Origin of the sequence: Croceibacter atlanticus HTCC2559, assembly GCF_000196315.1 — a bacterium.
In the GTDB taxonomy this organism is placed as follows: Bacteria; Bacteroidota; Bacteroidia; order Flavobacteriales; family Flavobacteriaceae; genus Croceibacter; species Croceibacter atlanticus.
Map to the genome: position 1 here is coordinate 2,156,804 of NC_014230.1, position 21,108 is coordinate 2,177,911.

At 33.4% G+C, this 21,108-nt stretch carries 15 protein-coding genes; 6 read left to right on the top strand and 9 right to left on the bottom strand.

The window, feature by feature from the left end; translation table 11 throughout:
* Window positions 1-6 precede the first annotated feature (6 nt).
* The 3 genes from tilS to CA2559_RS13975 are packed head-to-tail and all read left to right on the top strand — an operon-like array spanning window position 7 to window position 3,455.
* A complete protein-coding gene (gene tilS / locus CA2559_RS09785) occupies window positions 7-1,317 on the top strand; it encodes a tRNA lysidine(34) synthetase TilS (RefSeq protein ID WP_013187718.1) in 1,311 nt (436 codons plus the stop codon).
* Window positions 1,305-3,296 carry a protein-disulfide reductase DsbD family protein gene (locus tag CA2559_RS09790; protein ID WP_013187719.1) on the top strand — a complete coding sequence of 664 codons (1,992 nt, stop codon included), beginning with the start codon at window positions 1,305-1,307 and terminating at the stop codon, window positions 3,294-3,296. Before tilS ends, CA2559_RS09790 begins: the two co-directional genes overlap by 13 nt.
* A 36-nt stretch (window positions 3,297-3,332) precedes the next feature.
* Window positions 3,333-3,455, top strand: coding sequence for a hypothetical protein (locus CA2559_RS13975; RefSeq protein WP_013187720.1), 123 nt, complete (start codon window positions 3,333-3,335; stop codon window positions 3,453-3,455).
* A gap of 70 nt (window positions 3,456-3,525) precedes the next feature.
* On the opposite strand, the gene clpB is transcribed toward CA2559_RS13975, so the two are convergent.
* Entirely contained in the window at window positions 3,526-6,132 is a 2,607-nt protein-coding gene (gene clpB / locus CA2559_RS09795; RefSeq protein WP_041241185.1) for an ATP-dependent chaperone ClpB, read from the bottom strand.
* A 371-nt stretch (window positions 6,133-6,503) separates the two neighbouring features.
* Here clpB and lon point away from each other — a divergent pair, with 371 nt between their 5' ends.
* Window positions 6,504-8,954: an endopeptidase La gene (gene lon, locus CA2559_RS09800; protein WP_013187722.1), complete on the top strand. Its 2,451-nt coding sequence runs from the start codon at window positions 6,504-6,506 to the stop codon at window positions 8,952-8,954.
* Window positions 8,955-9,017: 63 nt separating this feature from the next.
* On the opposite strand, the gene CA2559_RS09805 is transcribed toward lon, so the two are convergent.
* Window positions 9,018-9,683, bottom strand: coding sequence for an alpha/beta hydrolase (locus CA2559_RS09805; RefSeq protein WP_013187723.1), 666 nt, complete (start codon window positions 9,681-9,683; stop codon window positions 9,018-9,020).
* Window positions 9,684-9,721: 38 nt separating this feature from the next.
* On the opposite strand from CA2559_RS09805, the gene CA2559_RS09810 reads away from it, so the two are divergent.
* Both CA2559_RS09810 and CA2559_RS09815 read left to right on the top strand, forming a co-directional pair.
* A complete protein-coding gene (locus CA2559_RS09810; protein WP_013187724.1) occupies window positions 9,722-10,144 on the top strand; it encodes a PaaI family thioesterase in 423 nt (140 codons plus the stop codon).
* Window positions 10,144-11,244 carry a chorismate-binding protein gene (locus tag CA2559_RS09815; RefSeq protein ID WP_013187725.1) on the top strand — a complete coding sequence of 367 codons (1,101 nt, stop codon included), beginning with the start codon at window positions 10,144-10,146 and terminating at the stop codon, window positions 11,242-11,244. Before CA2559_RS09810 ends, CA2559_RS09815 begins: the two co-directional genes overlap by 1 nt.
* Here the strand turns inward: CA2559_RS09815 and CA2559_RS09820 are convergent.
* From CA2559_RS09820 to CA2559_RS09850, 7 genes are all read right to left on the bottom strand, one after another.
* Window positions 11,230-12,165, bottom strand: coding sequence for an FAD-dependent oxidoreductase (locus CA2559_RS09820; RefSeq protein ID WP_013187726.1), 936 nt, complete (start codon window positions 12,163-12,165; stop codon window positions 11,230-11,232). The two genes, CA2559_RS09815 and CA2559_RS09820, sit on opposite strands and share 15 nt — an antisense overlap.
* Window positions 12,162-13,604, bottom strand: a complete 1,443-nt coding sequence (locus CA2559_RS09825; protein ID WP_148232800.1) for an amidohydrolase family protein — start codon at window positions 13,602-13,604, stop codon at window positions 12,162-12,164. Before CA2559_RS09825 ends, CA2559_RS09820 begins: the two co-directional genes overlap by 4 nt.
* Before the next feature lie 10 nt (window positions 13,605-13,614).
* The gene (locus CA2559_RS09830; RefSeq protein ID WP_013187728.1) at window positions 13,615-15,390 is read right to left on the bottom strand and encodes a serine hydrolase; all 1,776 of its coding nucleotides are present in this window, start codon (window positions 15,388-15,390) and stop codon (window positions 13,615-13,617) included.
* 228 nt (window positions 15,391-15,618) lie between these two features.
* Entirely contained in the window at window positions 15,619-17,070 is a 1,452-nt protein-coding gene (locus CA2559_RS09835) for a serine hydrolase domain-containing protein (protein ID WP_013187729.1), read from the bottom strand.
* Window positions 17,071-17,318: 248 nt separating this feature from the next.
* The gene (locus tag CA2559_RS13600) at window positions 17,319-18,368 is read right to left on the bottom strand and encodes a T9SS type A sorting domain-containing protein (RefSeq protein WP_013187730.1); all 1,050 of its coding nucleotides are present in this window, start codon (window positions 18,366-18,368) and stop codon (window positions 17,319-17,321) included.
* Window positions 18,369-18,496: 128 nt separating this feature from the next.
* Complete coding sequence (locus CA2559_RS09845) at window positions 18,497-19,309, bottom strand: DUF6694 family lipoprotein (RefSeq protein WP_041240985.1); 813 nt, start codon at window positions 19,307-19,309, stop codon at window positions 18,497-18,499.
* 213 nt (window positions 19,310-19,522) lie between these two features.
* The gene (locus CA2559_RS09850) at window positions 19,523-21,031 is read right to left on the bottom strand and encodes a hypothetical protein (RefSeq protein WP_013187732.1); all 1,509 of its coding nucleotides are present in this window, start codon (window positions 21,029-21,031) and stop codon (window positions 19,523-19,525) included.
* Window positions 21,032-21,108: the final 77 nt, after the last annotated feature.

Below are 21,108 nucleotides of genomic sequence, written 5' to 3' on the forward strand. Positions count from 1 at the left end.
TCAAACGTGTTACAAGCCTTTAAATCTCATATAAATACTACGTTTCCCAAACTTAACTCCAATAAATTACTTTTGGCTGTAAGCGGTGGTTTAGATAGTATGGTGTTATTACATCTCTGTAAAGCTTCAGGTTTAAATATAGCTATCGCACACTGTAATTTTAATTTGCGAGGCAAAGAAAGCGATGCAGATACACTATTGGTTAAGGAAGAGGCAGACAGATTGCAAATTACTTGTCACGTAGAGCATTTTAATACAGAATCATACGCTGCGGATATTAAGGTATCCATTCAAATTGCTGCAAGAGAACTACGTTACCAATGGTTTGACGAAGTAATTAAAGAATTTGATTATAATTATGTTTTAACAGCGCATCATTTAAATGATGATGTAGAAACATTTATTATCAACCTTACAAGAGGTACTGGTTTAGACGGTCTTTCTGGAATACCAAAGGTTAACAACACTATAATTAGACCCTTATTACCGTTTTCAAGAGAAGAGATACATACCTATGCTTTAGCTGAAAAAATTATTTGGAGAGAAGATGCTAGCAATGCATCAGATAAATATTTGAGAAACTCGATAAGACATCATATAATTCCAAAACTTGAAGATTTAAACCCTGTATTTCTAGACAATTTTAAGCGCACACAACATCATTTACAGCAGTCCTCAAAACTGATAGAAGATTATACCAATGTGTTATTTAAAACTCTGGTAACACATACAGATAAAGGTTTTTCTATTTCTTTGACTAAGCTTAATGATTTTGAAAACCACGATGCAATTCTATACCAACTTTTAAAAGCATTTAAATTTAAAGATTGGAGTAGTGTGTACGCACTTAAAGACGCACAGTCTGGCAAGCAAATCTTTTCTGAAACACATAGGTTAATTAAACACCAAAATGCGTTATTGCTTTCTGTGAATGAAGCATTACATTCAGAAACTGTTACCGTTGAAGCTGAAGCTAAAATGGTGTCATTTCCTTTAGGTACTTTAGAGTTTAATAAGGTTGAAGCCTTAGCTAAACTTAAAAAACATATTGCCTATGTTGATGCAGATGCGTTGCAATATCCGTTAACCATTAGACGTTGGCAAGCAGGAGATAATTTTCAGCCATTTGGTATGAAAGGAAAAAAGAAGCTTAGCGACTTCTTTAAAGACGAAAAGTTATCTTTGCCACAAAAGGAAAATTCCTACGTATTAACTAGTAACAATCGTATTGTTTGGGTGATTGGTCACCGTATAGATCACCGCTTCAGAATAACAAAACTAACAAAACAAATAACTCAAATTGTATGGCATTTTTAAAGAACGGCCTTCTATTTTTATTTTTCTTAGTATCTGTGTCTACTCAGGCACAATTTGGAAACACAGAAATTTTTGAACCTGTAGAGTGGAGTACCTCTATTTCTAAAAAAGGAGATATTTATGAGGTAAGTATAAAAGCTATCATAGATGAAGGCTGGCATTTGTATTCACAAAACGAGGTAGAAGCTGGCGGACCAATCCCTACTGAATTTAGTTTTCCCAACGCAGACGGAAACTTTGAAGTTCTATATTCAACTAAAGAACCTGAAGGAAAAGAGTTATTTGATCCAGTCTTCGAAATGGATATTAAATATTTTGAAGATGAGGTGACATTTACTCAAGATATTAAATTTATCAACTCACCTATTGCTGTTGAGGCTGAGGTGTTTTTTATGGTTTGTGATGACGAGCGTTGCCTTGCGCCACAATCTGTGCCTTTTGTTATAACCTTAGATGGCAGTAAAGCTAATACACCAATAGGCAACGTTTCTCCAGAAGATATCGCCAAGTCTGAAGCATTAGATATAGATGTAAAAGGATTTGAAAACTATGAAGCAGAAGACACAGAAGAAAGTAGTAACCTTACCATTTTCTTTTTAGGTTTTATAGGCGGTTTAATAGCATTGTTAACACCTTGTGTATTTCCAATGATACCATTAACCGTATCATTCTTTACAAAAGGTGCAAAAAATAGAAAACAAGGTTTAACTAACGCAATACTTTATGGCTTATTTATTTTTGTCATCTACTTATTGCTAAGTATACCATTTCACTTATTAGATTCATTAGATCCAGAGATACTCAACAATATTTCAACCAATGTAACGCTCAACGTTATATTCTTTATCATATTTATAGTATTTGCACTATCATTCTTTGGCTATTTTGAATTAACACTGCCGCAGTCTTGGAGTGCAAAAATGGACGATAAGGCTAATAGTGTTGGTGGTATCATAGGTATTTTCTTTATGGCCTTAACCTTAGCTATAGTATCGTTTTCTTGTACAGGACCAATATTAGGATCTCTCTTAGGCGGTTCTTTAACAAGTGATGGTGGAGCAATGCAACTTACATTTGGAATGGGTGGCTTTGGTTTAGCTTTAGCGTTACCGTTTGCGCTTTTTGCATTATTCCCAAATTGGCTAAACTCATTACCAAAAAGTGGTGGATGGCTTAATACCGTAAAAGTTGTACTAGGTTTTATTGAGGTGGCATTGGCATTTAAATTCTTGTCTAACGCAGATCTTGTTCAACATTGGGGTATCTTAAAACGAGAAATATTTATAGGAATCTGGATAATAGTTGCTATTGGTTTAGCATTGTATTTATTTGGTATTATTCGCTTTCCTCACGATGGTCCTAAGAAAAGGCCTCATAAAACAAGAATAGGATTAGGAATATTAACATTGCTTTTTGCAATGTACTTATTGCCTGGATTAACCAATACGGCATATGCTAATCTTAAACTGTTAAGTGGTTTTCCACCACCATTGTTTTATAGTATTTATAATAAAGAAACAGAAGGTCCTTTAGGTTTAGAAGCTTTTAAAGATTTTGAAGAAGGCCTTGCTCAGGCACGCATTACTAACAAACCAATATTGTTAGATTTTACAGGTTGGGCTTGTGTAAACTGTCGAAAGATGGAAGAGCAAGTTTGGAGTATTCCTCAAGTATATGATCATATTAAAAATGATTATATCTTAATTTCCTTATATGTTGATGATGATAAAGAATTGGAAGCTTCAGAGCAGTTTAAATACATTAAACCAAATGGAAGCTTAAAGACAATTAAAACTATCGGAAATAAATGGGCTACCTTTCAAACACTTAACTTCAAAAACAACTCACAACCTTACTATGTGTTGTTAGATGGTGATTTAAATTTACTTAATAAACCAGTAGGATATACACCAAATGGGACAGAATTTGAAGCTTGGTTGGCAGAAGGACTTAAAACCTTTAATGAGAATTCTAAATAATTTAGTTGAACCTTAATAGTAAAAAAAGAAGTGTTTATGACTGATAAAAAGAACCCTAATAAAGATCACGACAAACAACGTGATATGGATGAAAAGCGTAAGAACTTAGATCATCAAGATAAGCAAGAACAAAAAGACCGTGAGCAAAAGAAAAAGTAATTGGTCTTAGATATAAAAAAAGCCTTTCAGAATTTCTCTGAAAGGCTTTTTAAATTTAATTGATACAATCTTATAGATCTTCAACCAGATCACTTTGGTTTCTAAATACAAGTTCATCATCAAACGCATCTATAAGAATAATACTATCTGTAGTTACCTTTCCAGATAAGATTTGTTTAGACAACTCGTTAAGCACCTCTTTTTGAATTGTACGCTTAACTGGTCTTGCACCAAATTGAGGATCAAATCCTTGTTTTGCTAACAGGCTTATTGCTTCTTCAGTAGCATCTAGCGTAATATTCTGTTTACCTAGCATTTTAGTAACCTGTCGCAACTGCAAGCTTACAATCTCTTTAATGTTATCCTGATTTAAAGGCGTAAACATTACGATATCGTCTATACGGTTAATAAACTCTGGCCTTACGGTTTGTTTAAGTAAACCTAAAACTTCAGTTCTTGCAGCTTCAATAGCAGTAGGAATATCTTTAACCGCATTAAACTTCTCTTCAATAATACCACTTCCCATATTACTTGTCATAATGATAATGGTGTTTTTAAAGTCTGCAATTCGACCTTTATTATCTGTAAGCCTACCTTCATCTAAAACCTGTAATAAGATATTAAAAGTATCTGGGTGCGCTTTTTCAATTTCATCTAACAGGACAACAGAGTATGGCTTACGTCTAACAGCTTCAGTAAGCTGTCCACCTTCGTCATAACCCACATATCCTGGAGGCGCACCAACAAGTCTACTTACTGCGTGACGTTCTTGGTACTCACTCATATCTATACGTGTCATCGCGCTTTCATCATCAAAAAGGTATTCGGCTAGAGCTTTAGCAAGCTCAGTTTTACCAACACCAGTGGTACCTAAGAATAAAAAACTTCCTATTGGCTTTTTCTGGTCTTGTAAACCTGCGCGGCTACGTCTTACAGCGTCGCTTACAGCAACTATAGCTTCTTGTTGTCCTACTACTCGTTTGTGTAATTCATCTTCTAAACGCAACAGCTTTTCACGGTCACTTTGTAACATTTTGGTTACCGGAACACCTGTCCATTTAGCAACAACTTCTGCAATGTCTTCGCTTGTAACTTCCTCTTGTATGAGAGATTTTCCAGATTTTTGAGCTTCAACGTTTTGCTGAAGTTTCTCTAAGCGTTCTTGAGCTTCTTTAATTTTACCATAACGTATCTCTGCAACTTTACCGTAATCGCCTTCTCGCTCAGCGCGTTCAGCTTCAAGCTTAAACTGCTCAATATCTTGTTTGGCCTGTTGTATATTGTCTACAACATCCTTTTCATTTTTCCACTGCGCATGTAATTCATTACGTTCTTCCTTAAGGTTTGCTAAATCTGATCGTAAAGATTTTAACTTAACTTCATCTTTTTCACGCTTAATAGCTTCAATCTCAATTTCCAGCTGCATAACTTTACGATCCAAAACATCTAACTCTTCAGGTTTAGAGTTAATCTCCATCCTTAGTTTAGATGCAGCTTCATCCATTAAATCAATAGCTTTATCTGGTAAGAATCTACTAGTAATGTAGCGTTCAGATAATTCCACAGCAGCTATTATAGCTTCATCCATAATTCTTACTTTATGGTGTGTCTCGTACTTTTCCTTAATACCTCTTAGTATTGAAATTGCGCTTTCTGTATCTGGTTCATCTACAATTACCTTTTGAAAACGACGTTCTAAAGCTTTGTCTTTCTCAAAATACTTTTGATACTCGTCTAAAGTTGTTGCACCAATCGCTCTTAGTTCTCCTCTTGCTAATGCTGGCTTTAAAATGTTTGCCGCATCCATTGCGCCTTGGCCGCCACCGGCACCAACTAGCGTGTGAATTTCATCTATAAACAAAACAATGTTTCCGTCACTTGAGGTTACTTCTTTAACAACAGCCTTTAAGCGTTCTTCAAATTCTCCTTTAAATTTGGCACCTGCAATTAATGCGCCCATATCTAAAGAGAAAATTTGTTTGTCTTTAAGGTTGTCTGGAATATCACCAGCAATAATCCTATGAGCTAAGCCTTCTGCAATAGCTGTTTTACCAACACCAGGTTCACCAACCAACATAGGATTGTTTTTAGTTCTTCTAGAAAGTATTTGCAGCACACGTCTAATCTCTTCATCGCGTCCTATAACCGGATCTAATTTTCCAGTCTCTGCACGTTCATTAAGATTGATAGCATATTTGCTTAAAGAGTTATAAGTGTCTTCTGCACTTTGCGAAGTTACTCTGTCGCCTTGTCTCAATTCTTCAATAGCTAATTTTAATCCTTTTTCTGTAGTACCTTGATCTTTTAATATTTGTGCAATTTTACTGTTAGATTTAAAAATGGCTAATATGAGATGTTCTATTGAAACATACTCATCATTCATTTTTTTTGCGATACTAGAAGCTTCATTTACAGCTTTTCCTGCTTCTCTAGATAACATAATGTCGCCACCACTTACTTTAGGGAAACTTTCGATTTCTTTATCTAAAATTTGAGTGAATAGTGGTACATTAATATTTAGTTTTTTCAATAAAAATGGAGTCACATTTTCATCTACAGTAGCTATAGCTTTAAAAATGTGTTCATTTTCTATTTGTTGATGGCCCATTTCCTGAGCAAGCTGTTGCGCTTGCTGTATGGCCTCCTGTGATTTTATAGTATAATTATTAAAATTCATCTTCTTAAGTTTTATAGCTAGATAAGCAATTGGTATACCATTTAAATACACTGCTAAAATGGCATAAATATTCAATATTTACACGACAAAATGTCATATTTGAAAATAGTATAGGTCATAAATTTAATGAAAATGCATCAGGGTTTCTAAAACAATTCACAGTAATACAATTTCATTTCAAGTAAGAACCAATAAAACTTTTGTTGTTTATAAAATTATGGTTTGCTGAGATGAAAGCTTGAAAAATTACAAATGGCATAGCAATTGACTTATTAAGTATAACTACTTGAAAAGCATGACTTTTCAAATTAATGAGTCAAAAATTAAACGCTACGTGCACAATTTTGTGACATTATGGCGAAACATATACTATGAGCAGAACAAAGTTTACAGATATTGACAGTTTGTCATTGCAGGATTTAGAACAAGATGCCGAGTTAATTCCATTAATGACGCCTGAAGATGAAGAAGAAATTAATAAAGAAAAATTACCTGAGACCTTACCAATTTTACCGCTTAGAAATACGGTGTTATTTCCTGGTGTAGTAATTCCTATTACTGCAGGACGCGATAAATCTATCAAGCTAATACAAGATGCTAATAATGGTAGCAAGGTAGTTGGTGTTGTATCTCAAAAAAGTGAAGAGGTAGAGAACCCAACTGGAAAAGACATAAATACACTTGGTGTAGTTGCCAGAATCCTTAGGGTTTTAAAAATGCCAGATGGTAATACTACTGTAATTATACAAGGTAAAAAGCGTTTTGAGATAGATGAGGTTATAACTGAAGATCCTTATTTACAAGCAACTATTAAGGAAGTTCCAGAAGCTAGACCTGAAAAGGAAAATGAAGAGTTTTCTGCTATTGTAGATTCTATTAAAGAATTAGCACTTAAGATTATAAAGCAAAGTCCTAATATCCCTAGTGAAGCTTCGTTTGCTATTTCTAATATTGAAAGCCCTTCGTTTTTAATAAACTTTGTGTCGTCTAACATGAATCTTTCTGTTGCAGACAAGCAAAAATTGCTAGCTACAAATGATTTAAAAGAGCGTGCTTTAGCTACATTGAAGTTTATGAACGTTGAGCAGCAAAAGCTCGAGCTTAAAAATGACATACAGAGTAAGGTGCAGAGTGATATGAGCCAACAACAGCGCGAGTATTTCCTACACCAACAAATGAAAACTATTCAGGAAGAGTTAGGTGGCGTTTCTCATGAGGATGAAGTAGAGGAGATGAAACAACGTGCCAAGAAAAAATCTTGGGGAGAAGATGTAGCTAAACACTTTAAAAAAGAGATTTCTAAATTACAACGTATGAATCCTCAGGTTTCTGAGTATTCTATACAACGTAATTATTTAGATTTATTCTTGGACTTACCTTGGAATGAGTTTAGCAAAGACAAATTCGACTTAAAGCGTGCAATGAAAATTCTAGACCGTGATCACTACGGTTTAGAAGATGTTAAAAAACGAATTATTGAATATCTAGCGGTTTTAAAACTGCGTAACGATATGAAATCGCCAATCTTATGTTTATATGGTCCTCCAGGCGTTGGTAAAACATCTTTAGGAAAGAGTGTAGCCGAAGCTTTAGGAAGAGAATATGTAAGAATTTCATTAGGTGGTTTAAGAGATGAAGCTGAAATAAGAGGCCACAGAAAAACCTACATTGGTGCAATGCCAGGTAGGATTATACAGAGTCTTAAAAAGGCAGGAACTAGTAACCCTGTATTTGTCTTAGATGAAATAGATAAAATAGGAACAGGAAACCAAGGCGATCCTTCTTCTGCGTTGCTAGAGGTTTTAGATCCAGAACAAAATAATGAATTTCATGACAACTTCTTAGAAATGGGGTTTGACCTTTCTAAGGTTATGTTTATAGCAACGTGTAACAGTTTAAATACTATACAACCAGCTTTACGTGACCGTATGGAAATTATAAATGTTACGGGTTATACTATTGAAGAAAAGGTTGAAATAGGTAAAAAGCATTTATTACCTAAGCAGTTAGAAGAACACGGTCTTACCAAAGATCACCTTAAGATAGCAAAGCCACAACTTGAAAAAATAGTTGAAGGTTATACTCGCGAAAGTGGTGTAAGAAGTCTTGAAAAGCAAATTGCCAAAATGGTAAGATACGCTGCCAAGAATATCGCTATGGAAGAAGACTATAGTGTAAAAATCACAAATGATGATGTAGTTGAAGTCTTAGGTTCTCCTAAATTAGAGCGTGATAAATATGAGAATAATGATGTTGCAGGAGTTGTTACAGGTTTAGCGTGGACTAGAGTAGGTGGCGATATTCTCTTTATAGAGTCTATACTTTCTAAAGGTAAAGGTAACTTAAACATTACTGGTAACCTTGGTAAAGTTATGAAAGAGAGTGCAACCATAGCTATGGAGTACATTAAAGCACACGCTGAAGAATTTGGCATTATACCAACTATTTTCGAAAAATATAACGTTCATATTCACGTGCCAGAAGGAGCAACACCTAAAGATGGCCCAAGTGCTGGTATAACAATGTTAACGTCTTTAGTCTCTCTGTTTACGCAACGCAAAGTTAAAAAGAGCGTGGCTATGACTGGTGAAATAACTCTTAGAGGAAAAGTATTGCCAGTTGGCGGAATTAAAGAAAAGATCTTAGCTGCAAAACGCGCAAGGATCAAGGAAATTGTTTTATGTGAAGACAATCGTAGAGATATAAAAGAAATAAAAGAAGAGTACTTAAAAGGATTGACGTTTCATTATGTGACAGACATGTCTCAAGTATTAGACGTTGCTCTTACTAAGCAAAAGGTTAAAAATGCTAAGAAATTATAGCATTTAATATTTTAAACTGATTAAAGCCACTTTATCTTATTACATAGATTATGTGGCTTTTTTTTATGCTGTTGTATTAAAAATAATTTTGTTTAAAGCTTCTGTGTTAAGCTTGTGTGCTCCTTGAAACTCCAAGGTTGTAAGCCTTTCACTAAATAGAATTAAAGCTCTTCCTTTTTCATATTCTAATTTTTCATCTGTTAACCATTCATCTTCGTTACCGTAAAGAAGCCAAGCTTTGCCTTTAAATGTTTTAAAGTCTAAGGGTTCTAATTCTTTTGGAATACCTCCAGAATGTAAAACAAGATTATCACATGATATGCTGTATTTAGCTACAAATCTACTTGCTATGGAAACGCCTTGAGAAAACCCTAACACATGAAATTTTACATGATTGTGTTTCTCTAAAATAGGTTTTATTTCAGCTTTATAAATAGCATTAACATACGTAAGCACGTTTTCAGTTTCTACTACAGTATTTTCTTTAGTTAGCCAAGAAGCGCCAACTCTTCTAAAATCTTTACTTTGATAGTATTTACTTGGAGCTTGTGGAGCTATAAAATAATGGTCCTTAGCATCAAATTCTTCAAACTCTCTTATAAAATATCTGCTTAAGTAACCCATACCGTGAAAAACTAGCCAGATATGTTTAGTGTCTTCTGTTAGTTTATTTAGGGTAGAATAGGAGTTGCTACTCTCATACTTGATTTGCTTTTCCTTAGAATTCATAGCTATAGATTGTATCTTTACAAAGTAAACCAAACGAAATGAAATATTCTAAAGAAGAGGTATTAAGTAGATGTAAAGAAATTTGCAAGAATACTATGATGGAAACTCTAGACATTGAGTTTATTGATGTAGGAGATGATGTATTGGTAGCTAAAATGCCAGTTACTCCTAAGGTTCATCAACCAGATGGCGTTCTTCACGGTGGTGCAATGGTGGCCTTGGCAGAGAGTGTTGGTAGTGCAGCAAGTATGTTATTTCTAGATGCAGAGAAGTATTATATAAGAGGTATCGAGATTTCGGCAAACCACGTAAAGAGTATTCGAGAAGGTGAGGTCTTTGCTTACGCTACAGTAGTTCATAAAGGGCGCACAACACAGCTTTGGGATATCAAGATTAAAGATGTTGAGGATAATTTAATATCAGTAGTTAAACTTACCACAATAGCTCTGCCTAAAAATTAATGACACAGTTTAAATCTCTCATAGAAAAAGCAAATAAGCAGCTGAACAATAAATTGCCGTTCACACTTTTTAATCTTCCAGATAGTCCTACAATAAAAAGTTACTTTCAGCTTAATGATACATTACTGCCAACAGCAGATTTTTCTGAAGATGGTTTTGTCTTTGCACCTTTTAACCTTGAGGATACCACTATTTTATTTAAGACTGAACACTGCGAGGTTTTAGAAACTCCATTTTCATTTTCACAATCGTTTAGCAAAGCGTCTGATGTTAGGACATTAGAAGATAATAAAGCAAAAGGAGCACATATAAAATTAGTAAGTGAGGCTGTTGAAACAATAAAACAAACAGACTTAAGTAAAGTTGTGTTATCCAGACCAATTAGGTGCTCAACTGAGAAGTCTGCTTTAGTGTTATTTGAAGAATTACTTCAGTTATATCCTTCTGCTTTTACATATATCTGGTATCACCCTAAAGTAGGCTTGTGGCTTGGTGCTACTCCAGAAACCCTTTTCCAGTTAAATGGACAGCATTTTAAAACAGTTGCTTTAGCAGGTACTAAAACTGATGATAAGCTCTTAGAAGATTGGGGAACAAAGGAAATAGATGAACAGGAAATAGTAACTACTACTATTAAGAAAGCGCTTTCACCATATGCAAGATCAATATCCATTTCTGAAGTAGAAACAGTAAAAGCTGGTAACATCTTACATTTAAAAACTAATTTAGAGGGCTTCTTAAAACCTAATACAAAGCTTAGTGCAATATTGTCCAGCTTACATCCAACACCTGCAGTTTGTGGTTATCCTAAAGACTTAGCGTATTCTTATATTACTGAAAAGGAATCTTACGATAGGTCGTTTTACACTGGATTTTTAGGAGAAATAAATAGCGGAGATATTAATAAGAATAACACAGAAAATTTAGCGTATAGAAAGCAACGATTATCTACCAAACTTTTTGTGAATTTAAGATGCCTCTCAATGTTAAATGATACAGTGACAATTTATGTTGGTGGCGGAATTACTGCAGAGAGCAATCCAGAATTAGAATTTATTGAAACTGTACGAAAAAGTGAGACAATGCTAAGAGCATTGTAATTTAACAAGCTCAGTAGCGCATCCCCAAGCAACTGTAAATCCTGCGCCACCGTGCCCGTAATTGTGGAAGATGTTTTGGTAAGTTTTATCCAACTCAAACCTTACAGATGGCCTTTTTGGTCGTAAACCTACAACTTCCTCTAAGATCTCAGGTTGATTTTTAGTTGAGTTAAATTTAGAAAATCTATTTAAAATTAGTTCGGTATCTGTTGGGTCTACTTTTAGATTCCAATCGTTTTCGTAATCTGTACCACCAATAATACAATCATTAGTTCTATTAATAAGATAGGTTAACGCACCTTTAGTGGTCGAGTCTGCATAAGATGGTAAGTTAATAGGAGCACATCTTAATATTTGTCCACGCATTGGCTTAAGGTCGTTATCGTTACATAACTCTCTTGCACCTAAACCACTACAGTTAATAACAAAATTATTTAAGTTTGAAGCTTCTTCTAGCGTATAAATCTGTTGTTTTATAAATGTGCCGTTATTCGACTTAAAACGGTTAAAAAGGTAAGGTAAGTAGTGTAATGGTTCAACTAATGGTACTGTACTAATATGAGCTTGTGTCATTTCATTTAAAAGCTCATCGCTTTTCGCAATTCTCACACTTCCGCTAGGCAATACAGATATCCAATTGGTATTAGATTGCGTATTGTAAACTGTTGTAAATGGTATAAAAGACACGCCGTTATCATTAGTTTGATCCTTTTCATATTCAGAATAGGAGAGTGCTGCCCATTGGTGTGCTTTATGTAATGGTTCAATTTGAAAAGGAAACCATATTGCACCAACTTTAGACGAAAGGGTATCAGAAAATATTTCCTTTGCAACAATTGTAACCGCATAGCCAGCTTCTTGTAATTTAAGAGCTGTTGTTAATCCAATAATACCACTTCCGATAACTGTTGCAGATTTCATAAGTTGAGTTGACTTTTTATAGCTTTTCCAGGAAATAAATTAACTTGTAACTCACCATGTTCAATAAGAATCTTACCATTTACAATCACATAATCCATTCCAGAAGATTTCTGAAATCCTTTTGTATATGTGGCATTATCTTTAATATCATCTAAATTAAAAAGCAGTAGGTCTGCGTAGCTTCCTGGTTGTGTTCTGCCTCTTAATTTCATATCTGGAACAATACCTTCCAATACCTTGGCCGGCATTAGTGTCATTTTTTCAATAGCATTATTAATTGTGATAAGCTGTTTTTCTTTTACATAAGTATGTATTGTTTTACAGAATGTTCCTGAAGATCTTGGATGTCCTAATGGAGAATATGAGCCACCATCACTAGCAATCATTGTTGTTTTAGAAGCCATTGCACTATCTACCCATTTTTCTTTCATCATATGTACAATTACAGATCCACCTTTTTTTCTATAAGTTTTAAATGTTTCGGGTGTTAATCGTTCGCCAGTTTCAACCCATTGTAAGTCTTGGTAGGTGCATCCTAATCGCTCTTGCCAACCTTCATTAAAAATTGCGGATCCTATTTCAGTATTTCCAGCAGTGTATGGATATAATTCTGTTGAAATGGGAAAACCAAGAGCTTGAGCTTTTTCAACAGCATCTAAACAGAAAGCGATATCCTTTCGAGCCATACTTGGTAAATGACAGAGATGTAGTTGCGTTTTGTTTAAAATAGCATCGCTAATTGCTTGTTGAAACGCTATAGCGCCACCTTCACGTATGTGTGAGAAAACAGGAATATTATGCGTACCTGCAAAGGCATAGACGTCTTCAATCTCTTTTATTGATGCATTAGGCAAGTAACCAACAGGAACACCAATACCAATAGCACCATAATTTAATGCATCTTTAAGTTTTTCTCTTAACCTTGAAAACTTATCTTCGGTAAGTGCTACATTAACAGCGGAGTCGTTTAACTCCTCATAAATAGTGTTGTAAACTCTATCATCTTTGACGATAACCTTATTTCTATACGCCAATTGGCAAGCAGAAGCTCCAAAATTTAGCAATGCGTTTCCGGTTCTTGCTTGGTAATATTGCTTTAAGGTATCAATACCAATTTCTAATTCTAAAGCTGTGGTAACACCATCAAAAACTTGATATTCATTTTCGAGGTTTGTTTGACCGTGTGCGTGTAAATCTATAAAGCCAGGCGACAAGATTTTGTCACGACCATCAATAACCTTTTTACCTTTTAAGCTTTCAGTTGTAAGTATAGCTATCTTATCATTTTGTATTGCAACATTTAAGACGCTATCTGTTTGTGTTTCTGGATCTATAACGCGAGCACCTTCAATAACAATATCATATATAGTATTTGGCTCTTTAGCTTTCTTACAAGAAAAAACGAGTAATACGACTAATGAATAAAAAACGAATCTCATAAACACTCTACTATTTTTTAACTGCGGTAAATGTGCCATTTGGTTGGTGTAGTATTAGACGGTCTTCATTAAACTCTGCTTTATAACCAGATAACCCTTTAATTATAAATTCGTTTTGAGACACAGGTGTTAACGTATATAAGGGTTGCTGAGGAACATTGAGTTTTAAGGTTCCGTCTTCTAAAGTTACTTTTAATTCTGAACCTGAAAGTATATAACTCCCAACAAATGTTTTTAATTTACCGTCTTTAATTATGATTTCTGATGGGCTTCTACTAAAAAAGAGTGGCTCTAATGTGGGCTCTAGCTTTAAATGAACACCGTCGATATCTCCTAAGTCATTTGTTTTAAAATTGAAATTAAACCCTAAATCATCTTCCATATTTATAGTATTTCCTTTTACTAAGTGAGGCTTAAATATATCGTAATGCGTGTGGTTGAGATAGGCTTTTTCTCTAGTAAATTTAGCCCAAAGGGAATCGTTTTTAACTTCAACAGTTATAGTTCCATAACCCTTATTGTTATACGTACCTGTATAAGCTTCAATACTATGTGATGGCGTTGAAACATTAGTAGCTTGCTCTTCTTTCTTATTAGACTCTTCTTGTTGCTGCTTTTTAAGGTCACTTATTTTCTCATTATAGTAAGTTACCCAATCTGTTTTTTCAAGGTTTAGTAATTCATCTGAAATGGCATTTCTAACCAGTGTAGGTAATGCAGAACCATCTTGATTTGCAAGTACAACAATACCGAAATTATCTGTAGGAAAGAAGGATACATTAGCACTAAAACCGTCTATATTACCACCATGTTCTAACCTATAATGGCCTTTGTAAGAAGAGACAAACCACGCGTAGCCATAACTGTTTAAATGTTGATCTGGGAACTTATCTTCTACAATGCCATTACCTACTAGTATTAAAGGGTTAATGGCTTTTTTTACATAGTTTTTTGGTAAGACCTGTGTATTGTTAAACTTACCATCATTTAGCCAAATTTTAATCCAATTGGCCATTTCACTAGCGCTACTGTTTATACTGCCAGCTGGACTAATTGCAGCAATGTTGTAATAAGGCGTTAGTTTAGATGTTGAAAATTTTTCAAGAACATATCCTTTTGAAACATTTGCAGACGCCTCTAATTCTTTAATAGTTAAGTTAGACGTTTGCATTTGTAATGGCTTAAAAAAACGTTCGCGTATGTTGTCTTCCCAGCTTTTACCAGTAAGTTTTTCTGTAATTAAACCTTGTGCTAGGTACATAAAGTTGTTGTAATACCACTGTGTTCTTATCTCTGTAAAAGGTTTGTGATGCTTTACGCGTGCTAAAAGACTATCCTTACTTTCTGTAGGAAATAAATACCAAGATAAATCGTGTCGTGGTAAGCCTGTTCTATGGCTAACCATATCTTTAATCGTGATGTTATTATTTAGATCTGTATTGTAAAACTCTAATTCTGGGAGATACTTTTTAGGACTGTCTGTAAACTTTAAATCCTTTTCATCTTCCATGATTCCTAATAATGCTGTAGTAAATGCTTTGGATGTAGAGCCAATAGGAAAAAGCGTATGTTCATCTACTTTTAGTTTGTTTTCAAGGTCTTTATATCCAAATCCCTTTGCGTAGATTACCTTATCTCCTTGAACTATTGCGACAGAAAATCCAACAGTCTGCGTAGCTACCTGTAAGGATTTTAAGGTTTTATCTAATCGTTTTTCATTTAGATTAGATTGTGCAAAAATTGAATTGGCGAAAACTATTGCAAGTAGTAAAAGTTTAAATTTCATATTGTTTCTATAATTAATAGTAAACAACTATTTCAATCTTTAGAATATAGCTGCTTGATTAACAAACCATCTATAAAGCTAAAAATTAAAATTCAATTCATGAAGATTAAAAGGATAAGTAATTATTGTTAGGGTAGAAGGATTCTTTTTTTGAAAGAAAGACTTCAGCTTAAGATTGAAGAAAATCAAAAAGTAAACTAGTACTTATTTTAAATTCTTTTTGAATTTTTATTCATCTACTTTTTTAAAGACATATCCTTCACCATAGTTCATCTTAACGACTTTATTTGTGATAGAATCTATAGTAAAAGAAGATTTTCCGCCGTTATCAACATCTATAAATTCAGTTTTTGAGACTGGTACAAAAGTAACTTTCATACCATCATTTAAATCATATAAGACAATTCTGTTTGAGTCTGTACTGTATACATCTAGAAAATAGTTATCCTCTTCTTCTAGTTGATACTTACCTACAAGTGCATCTGTCTCCTTTTCACTAAGTTCATATGGAGTTATGTAAGTCGGCTCGAAAACGCTGTTTTCAAACAACGCTGAAAACGATCGGAGTATATCATCATTTAAAGTGTTTCCTTGTTTAGCATTTGTCATTACTGCTATGCCCGTATTTTTATTGTAATGATTTATTAGTATAGATTTATAAGAACCTGGATTGCCGCCTGCGTGAAAAAAGAATGCAGTATCGCCTTCACCACGAACGCCAACACCTAATCCCCAAACTTTAGTGACCGTTAACATTTGCGTTGCTAAATCTTGAGAAATAAACGAATTAGGTTTGCCTTTATAACTGTTTGCAATAGCAATACTAAATTTAGCCAAATCGGTTGGAGTTGTCCACAATCCAGCTGCCGAGAGTTCTGGAAAAATTAAATGCCCTTCAGGATGCATTTTACCAGAATCATCATGACCTAATGCGATATTGTCTTTAGGAAATTGATTAAACGTACTGTGCGTCATCTTAAGTGGACTAAAAACAACTTCTTGAAAATAGGATTCAAAATCATTACCAGTAACATCTTGCACCAGCATTTGCAAGATAGCATAACCACCACCAGAATAACTAAATTGCGTTCCAGGAACTGTACTAATTTCTACTTTTGCAGAGTTTCCTTTACCGTTTACAATATCTAACAAGCTTGGCGTAATACCAACGTTACTATAACCGTGAAAACCTTGCACAGTGGCGCCAGATGTATGGTTTAAAAGTTGTCTTATTGTAACTTTTTTAGATTCGGTAAATTCACTCTCAGCCTTCCAAGATTTTAAATAGGTATTAATATCTGTATCCAGATCTAAGTTATACGTCTCTACTAATTTTAAAACGCCTAAAGCCGTAATTGCCTTACTAATTGAGGCTGCTTGAAACTTAGTTGTACTAGTAATAGGCTGTGCAGAGTCTTTAGCTATAGTACCATATTGACTAGTCCATACAATGTCTCCATCTTTAAACAAGGCTAAGCTCACGCCAGGAACATTATACGTTTCCATAGCTTCACTAATAGTATGGTTTTGGAGAATAGAATCTCCAACAATTACAGCAGGCAAAAGGCCGCTTTCTAGGTCATTATATGTTGGTTCTGGGTCTTGAGACTTATTTTCGGTTTTATGTTTACAAGAAAGAAATAGAGGACAAACAAATATTAGGAGATATAGAAACTTCATAATGAATTGGTTAATAGTTTTCCTAAAGACGTAAGTTCAAGTTGAAGTGTTGCAGCTTAAAGCTGAATGAGTGATCAAAAGGTTAGTTTTAAAATTTACTGTTATATAATCAAAGGTAAGTTTATGTTGTTTAATTTAAATAATTAAATTTTTGAGTATTTACATAAAAAAACTCTAAGAATTTATAGGTGGATTCTTAGAGCTTTTAATTGTGTTGGATAGAGTTTTACCCTGTTAGTAAGCGTTATTTATTTTTTAATAATTTTCACTTTGTTTCCATTTTCAAGCTTCAACATATATAACCCATTAGCAAGATTTTGAATATCAATTTTTTCTTGATTTGAGATTTTTCCAGTTTTTATTTTAGCTCCTAAATTATTATATATTGAATAGTTTTCGATATCAATTAATCCAGAAATTTGAAAATAATCTGATGTAGGATTAGGATAAACTTCAACTGTATTTTTTAATAAGAATTCTTCTACAGATAAAGTATTCAAACTAAATTTTGAGATTTTATTTGCCAAGATTTCAGAAATATACAAATCTGTTCCAAAAATAGCAATACCGATAGGACCTTCTAAATCAGTTACTACATCTGTAGCTGTTGGATTATCTGAATTAAGATCAATTTTAGAGATTTTATTTGACTCATATTCAGACACATATAAATCAGAACCATTAACCACTAAACCCATTGGCGTATTAATACCAGTTATGTAGTCATTTGCCACTAAAGTAGTTGCACTAAGGTCAATTTTAGAAATTTTATTTTCATTACGTACTGATATATATAGATTATTTTCATGAAATACTATATCAATGGGATTATCTAAATCAGTTACAATATCTGTAATTGTTGGATTATCTGAATTAATGTCTATCTTAGAAATTTTATCTTCTCCAGTTTCCGCTATATATAAATCACTGCCGTTGAGTAGTATACCCGTTGGTAAATTTAAATCAGTTACAACATCGGTTGCTGCTGGTGAAGTTTCACTAATATCTATCGTAGAAATTTTAAATTCATTAGATTCAGATATATATAAATCATTTCCATTAAATTGTATGCCGTATGGATCAATTACATTTGTTATAACATCTGTAGTTGTTGGCGTAATTGCATTAAGATCTATCTTAGAAATTTTATTTCCTGTAAACTCGGATATATAAAGTTCATTATTTTTAACTTTTATAAAATTAGGATTATCTAATCCCGTTACAACATCAGTTGTTTGTGCTGAGATTTTAACACAGGTGATAAATGTAATTAAAGCTAAAATGTAAATTTGTTTCATAAATATTAATTTTTATTTACTGTTTATTAATAAGCCAAATTTAAAAATTTGGCGACCTTGCAATTGCGCCCGAACCATTCGGATATGCTACAATTGCCCTATTGTTTTTATACGTTGTTGTAGCACGTTTATTTCGCGAACTCTGGGTATGATTTAAGTAACTCTTCCAACCTTTCTTGTTCAGTTTCTCCGAAGTTATTTGTTGAGTATAATTCTTCTCCGTTTGCGCCATCAAGTTGCGTTACTTCTGCTGTTAGTATTGCATCTTTTGGTGCATCAACTTCTCCCCAATCACTAAACATATTTGGTGCTAAATACCAAGTTACTTCTTCGCCCGGTTCTAAACCACCTGAAATTTCATAATTAAAATCATCTTTTATCCAAGGAACAGTTCTTTCAGGACTTGCCAATGTTCCAGTAAAATATGCTCTTGAAATAGCTTGGTTTGTTCCGTTTTTGACGGTCAATTCAATTATCGGCTTTTTAGTTACATAATATGTTCCTTCACTTCTCATATAAAATCGAGAACGTACTACTTCAAATTTAGATAACATTTGTCTATCCTTTTCTGCATTTTCTCTTGCGGTATAAAGCTCTAAAACTTCTGATTTAGCTTGCTCTTTTTTCTTTTGTTCTATTTGCTTTTTAATCTTATCTCCTTCTTCAATAATATCATCTGCTGTCATACCGTTAATTCTAGTTTTAAAATCTTCCGCAGTTTTTTCTGCTCCGCCATCTTCCATTAAGTCAGAAAGTTCAAGTCCATTAAACATCAATAATTGCATCGATTCTTGAAAATCTTCTTTTTTATCATCTTCCAGCGATTCATTAATCTCCTTAATTGAGTTTTTCATTGATTCTTCGCTTGAACCATCGATAGTCTTTTGGCAGGAAACGATTAGTATGCATAATAAAATTGGTAGTAAAGTAATTTTCTTCATATTTATTTAATTTATAGATTATGGTTTTTCTTAAATATGCTACAACGGTCGAGTATATGAAAAGTAGCGCTGAAAAAAGGCGCTATCCATTCGGTTATACTCGAGCCGAATTTTTAAATTTTTCTATTTATCTTTCTTTTCCCAAATAGCCAAATTTAAAAATTTAGCGACCTCAAAAAAGTGACTGAACCTTTGTGTTTGCAAATGCTCGCGCTATTTTTTATATACAATGTTAGCAATAGTTTTTTTCGCATAAACTTCCGTTCTGCCGTTTCTATTATCAATCAATATTTGATTTGGTTTTTCAAATCCACTTTTAATTTGTTGAATATCTCTAAATAAAATATGTTTGCGAGAAATCATATCCTCAGATTTTTCTAATTCGTCTTTTACCTTTTGACCAGTAGCAATAATTTTATTCCGATTTGAAATACTGTTATCTTTTAAAATTCCAATATCTGTTACAAGTTTGTTTTTTAATTGTGCGTTTAAAGCCTCAATTTCGTCAAAAACGCTATCATTCATATTAAAAGTGGAAATGGAACTGTACAACTCCTTAATTTTACCAATTCTATTTGAATCTGGTTCTTTATCAGATAGGTTCATTTTAAGTTCAAGTAATTTTGATAATTGATATAAATGCTCTGCCTTTAAAGAAACATCTGAATAAAAGAAATATTTACTTTCAATAATTTCATTCGTTAATTTGGTAGCTTTTTTACTTGAGTTTTCAGTTAATTTTTGAACCGAGCCAATACCTTTTTCAACAACTGAATCTTGATATAACGAACTAAATTTCTCACTAATTATTGATGATAATCTTGTGGTTTTCTCTTTTACTGAAATTTTCATACGCTCTAAAGCGTTTGTGTCTTCACTGATGATATCAATTGTTTTTACTTTGACGACTTCTTTAACTTTATCAAGTGATTTATTAATCTCTTGTTCGGCAGTCAATAAGTATTCAAAACGGATTGTTGACAAATCATACTTTAATTTGTCTATTGTTATATAATCTTCAGTAGTAAAGTATGACCTTTTATTAAGTTCGGAAATTTTAAAATTGATGTAACGTAATTTTGCTAATCTCTCATTATGATGAAGTGAGATTAAATTATTGATACTTTCGTGAATCGAAGTTAGTTGTTTGCTTAAGCCTTTAAAATAATATTGCCCTGTAACCATTGATGCAAATTGAAATGCTAAAAGTGGTGTAAAAACTGCTGCATTGGCACTAACGAAACCAGCGTGTTGACCAAATTTTGAGCCATTCATAGTTATTGAGCTTAAAGTTCCGTTTCCATAAGTCATTAAACTATTTGCACTTGCTGTCGCTGTATATAAACCGGTTGTTGAGTAAGCTGTGGTTGCTGCTATTGCTGAAGCTCCACTTGCTTGAGAAAAGAAATTCTCTGTTTTATTTGTCGAATTGAGTAATGCCCAATTTTCGTCAAGCTTAAAATTGTTATCTAATTTAAAATCAATTAGAGCAGATTTGTTACTTATTTGAATATCTGATATAGGTTCAATTATTGGTTCTGAAACTTCCTTATTATTTGTTTCTAAAAGTTTTGAAATATTTTCTAATTTTGAATTGGTTTCAGAATTTGTTTCTAACAATTTAGATATATTCTCCAACTTCGTTTGTGTAGCAGTATTACTATCATTAATAATTTTATCTATTGTATCAATTCCAAGAACTTTCCTTATCCAATCTCTCATTTGTTTTTTTAAAATTATTGCCAACGGTCGAGTATATGAAAAGTAGCGCTGATTTGCACGCTATCCATTCGGTTGTC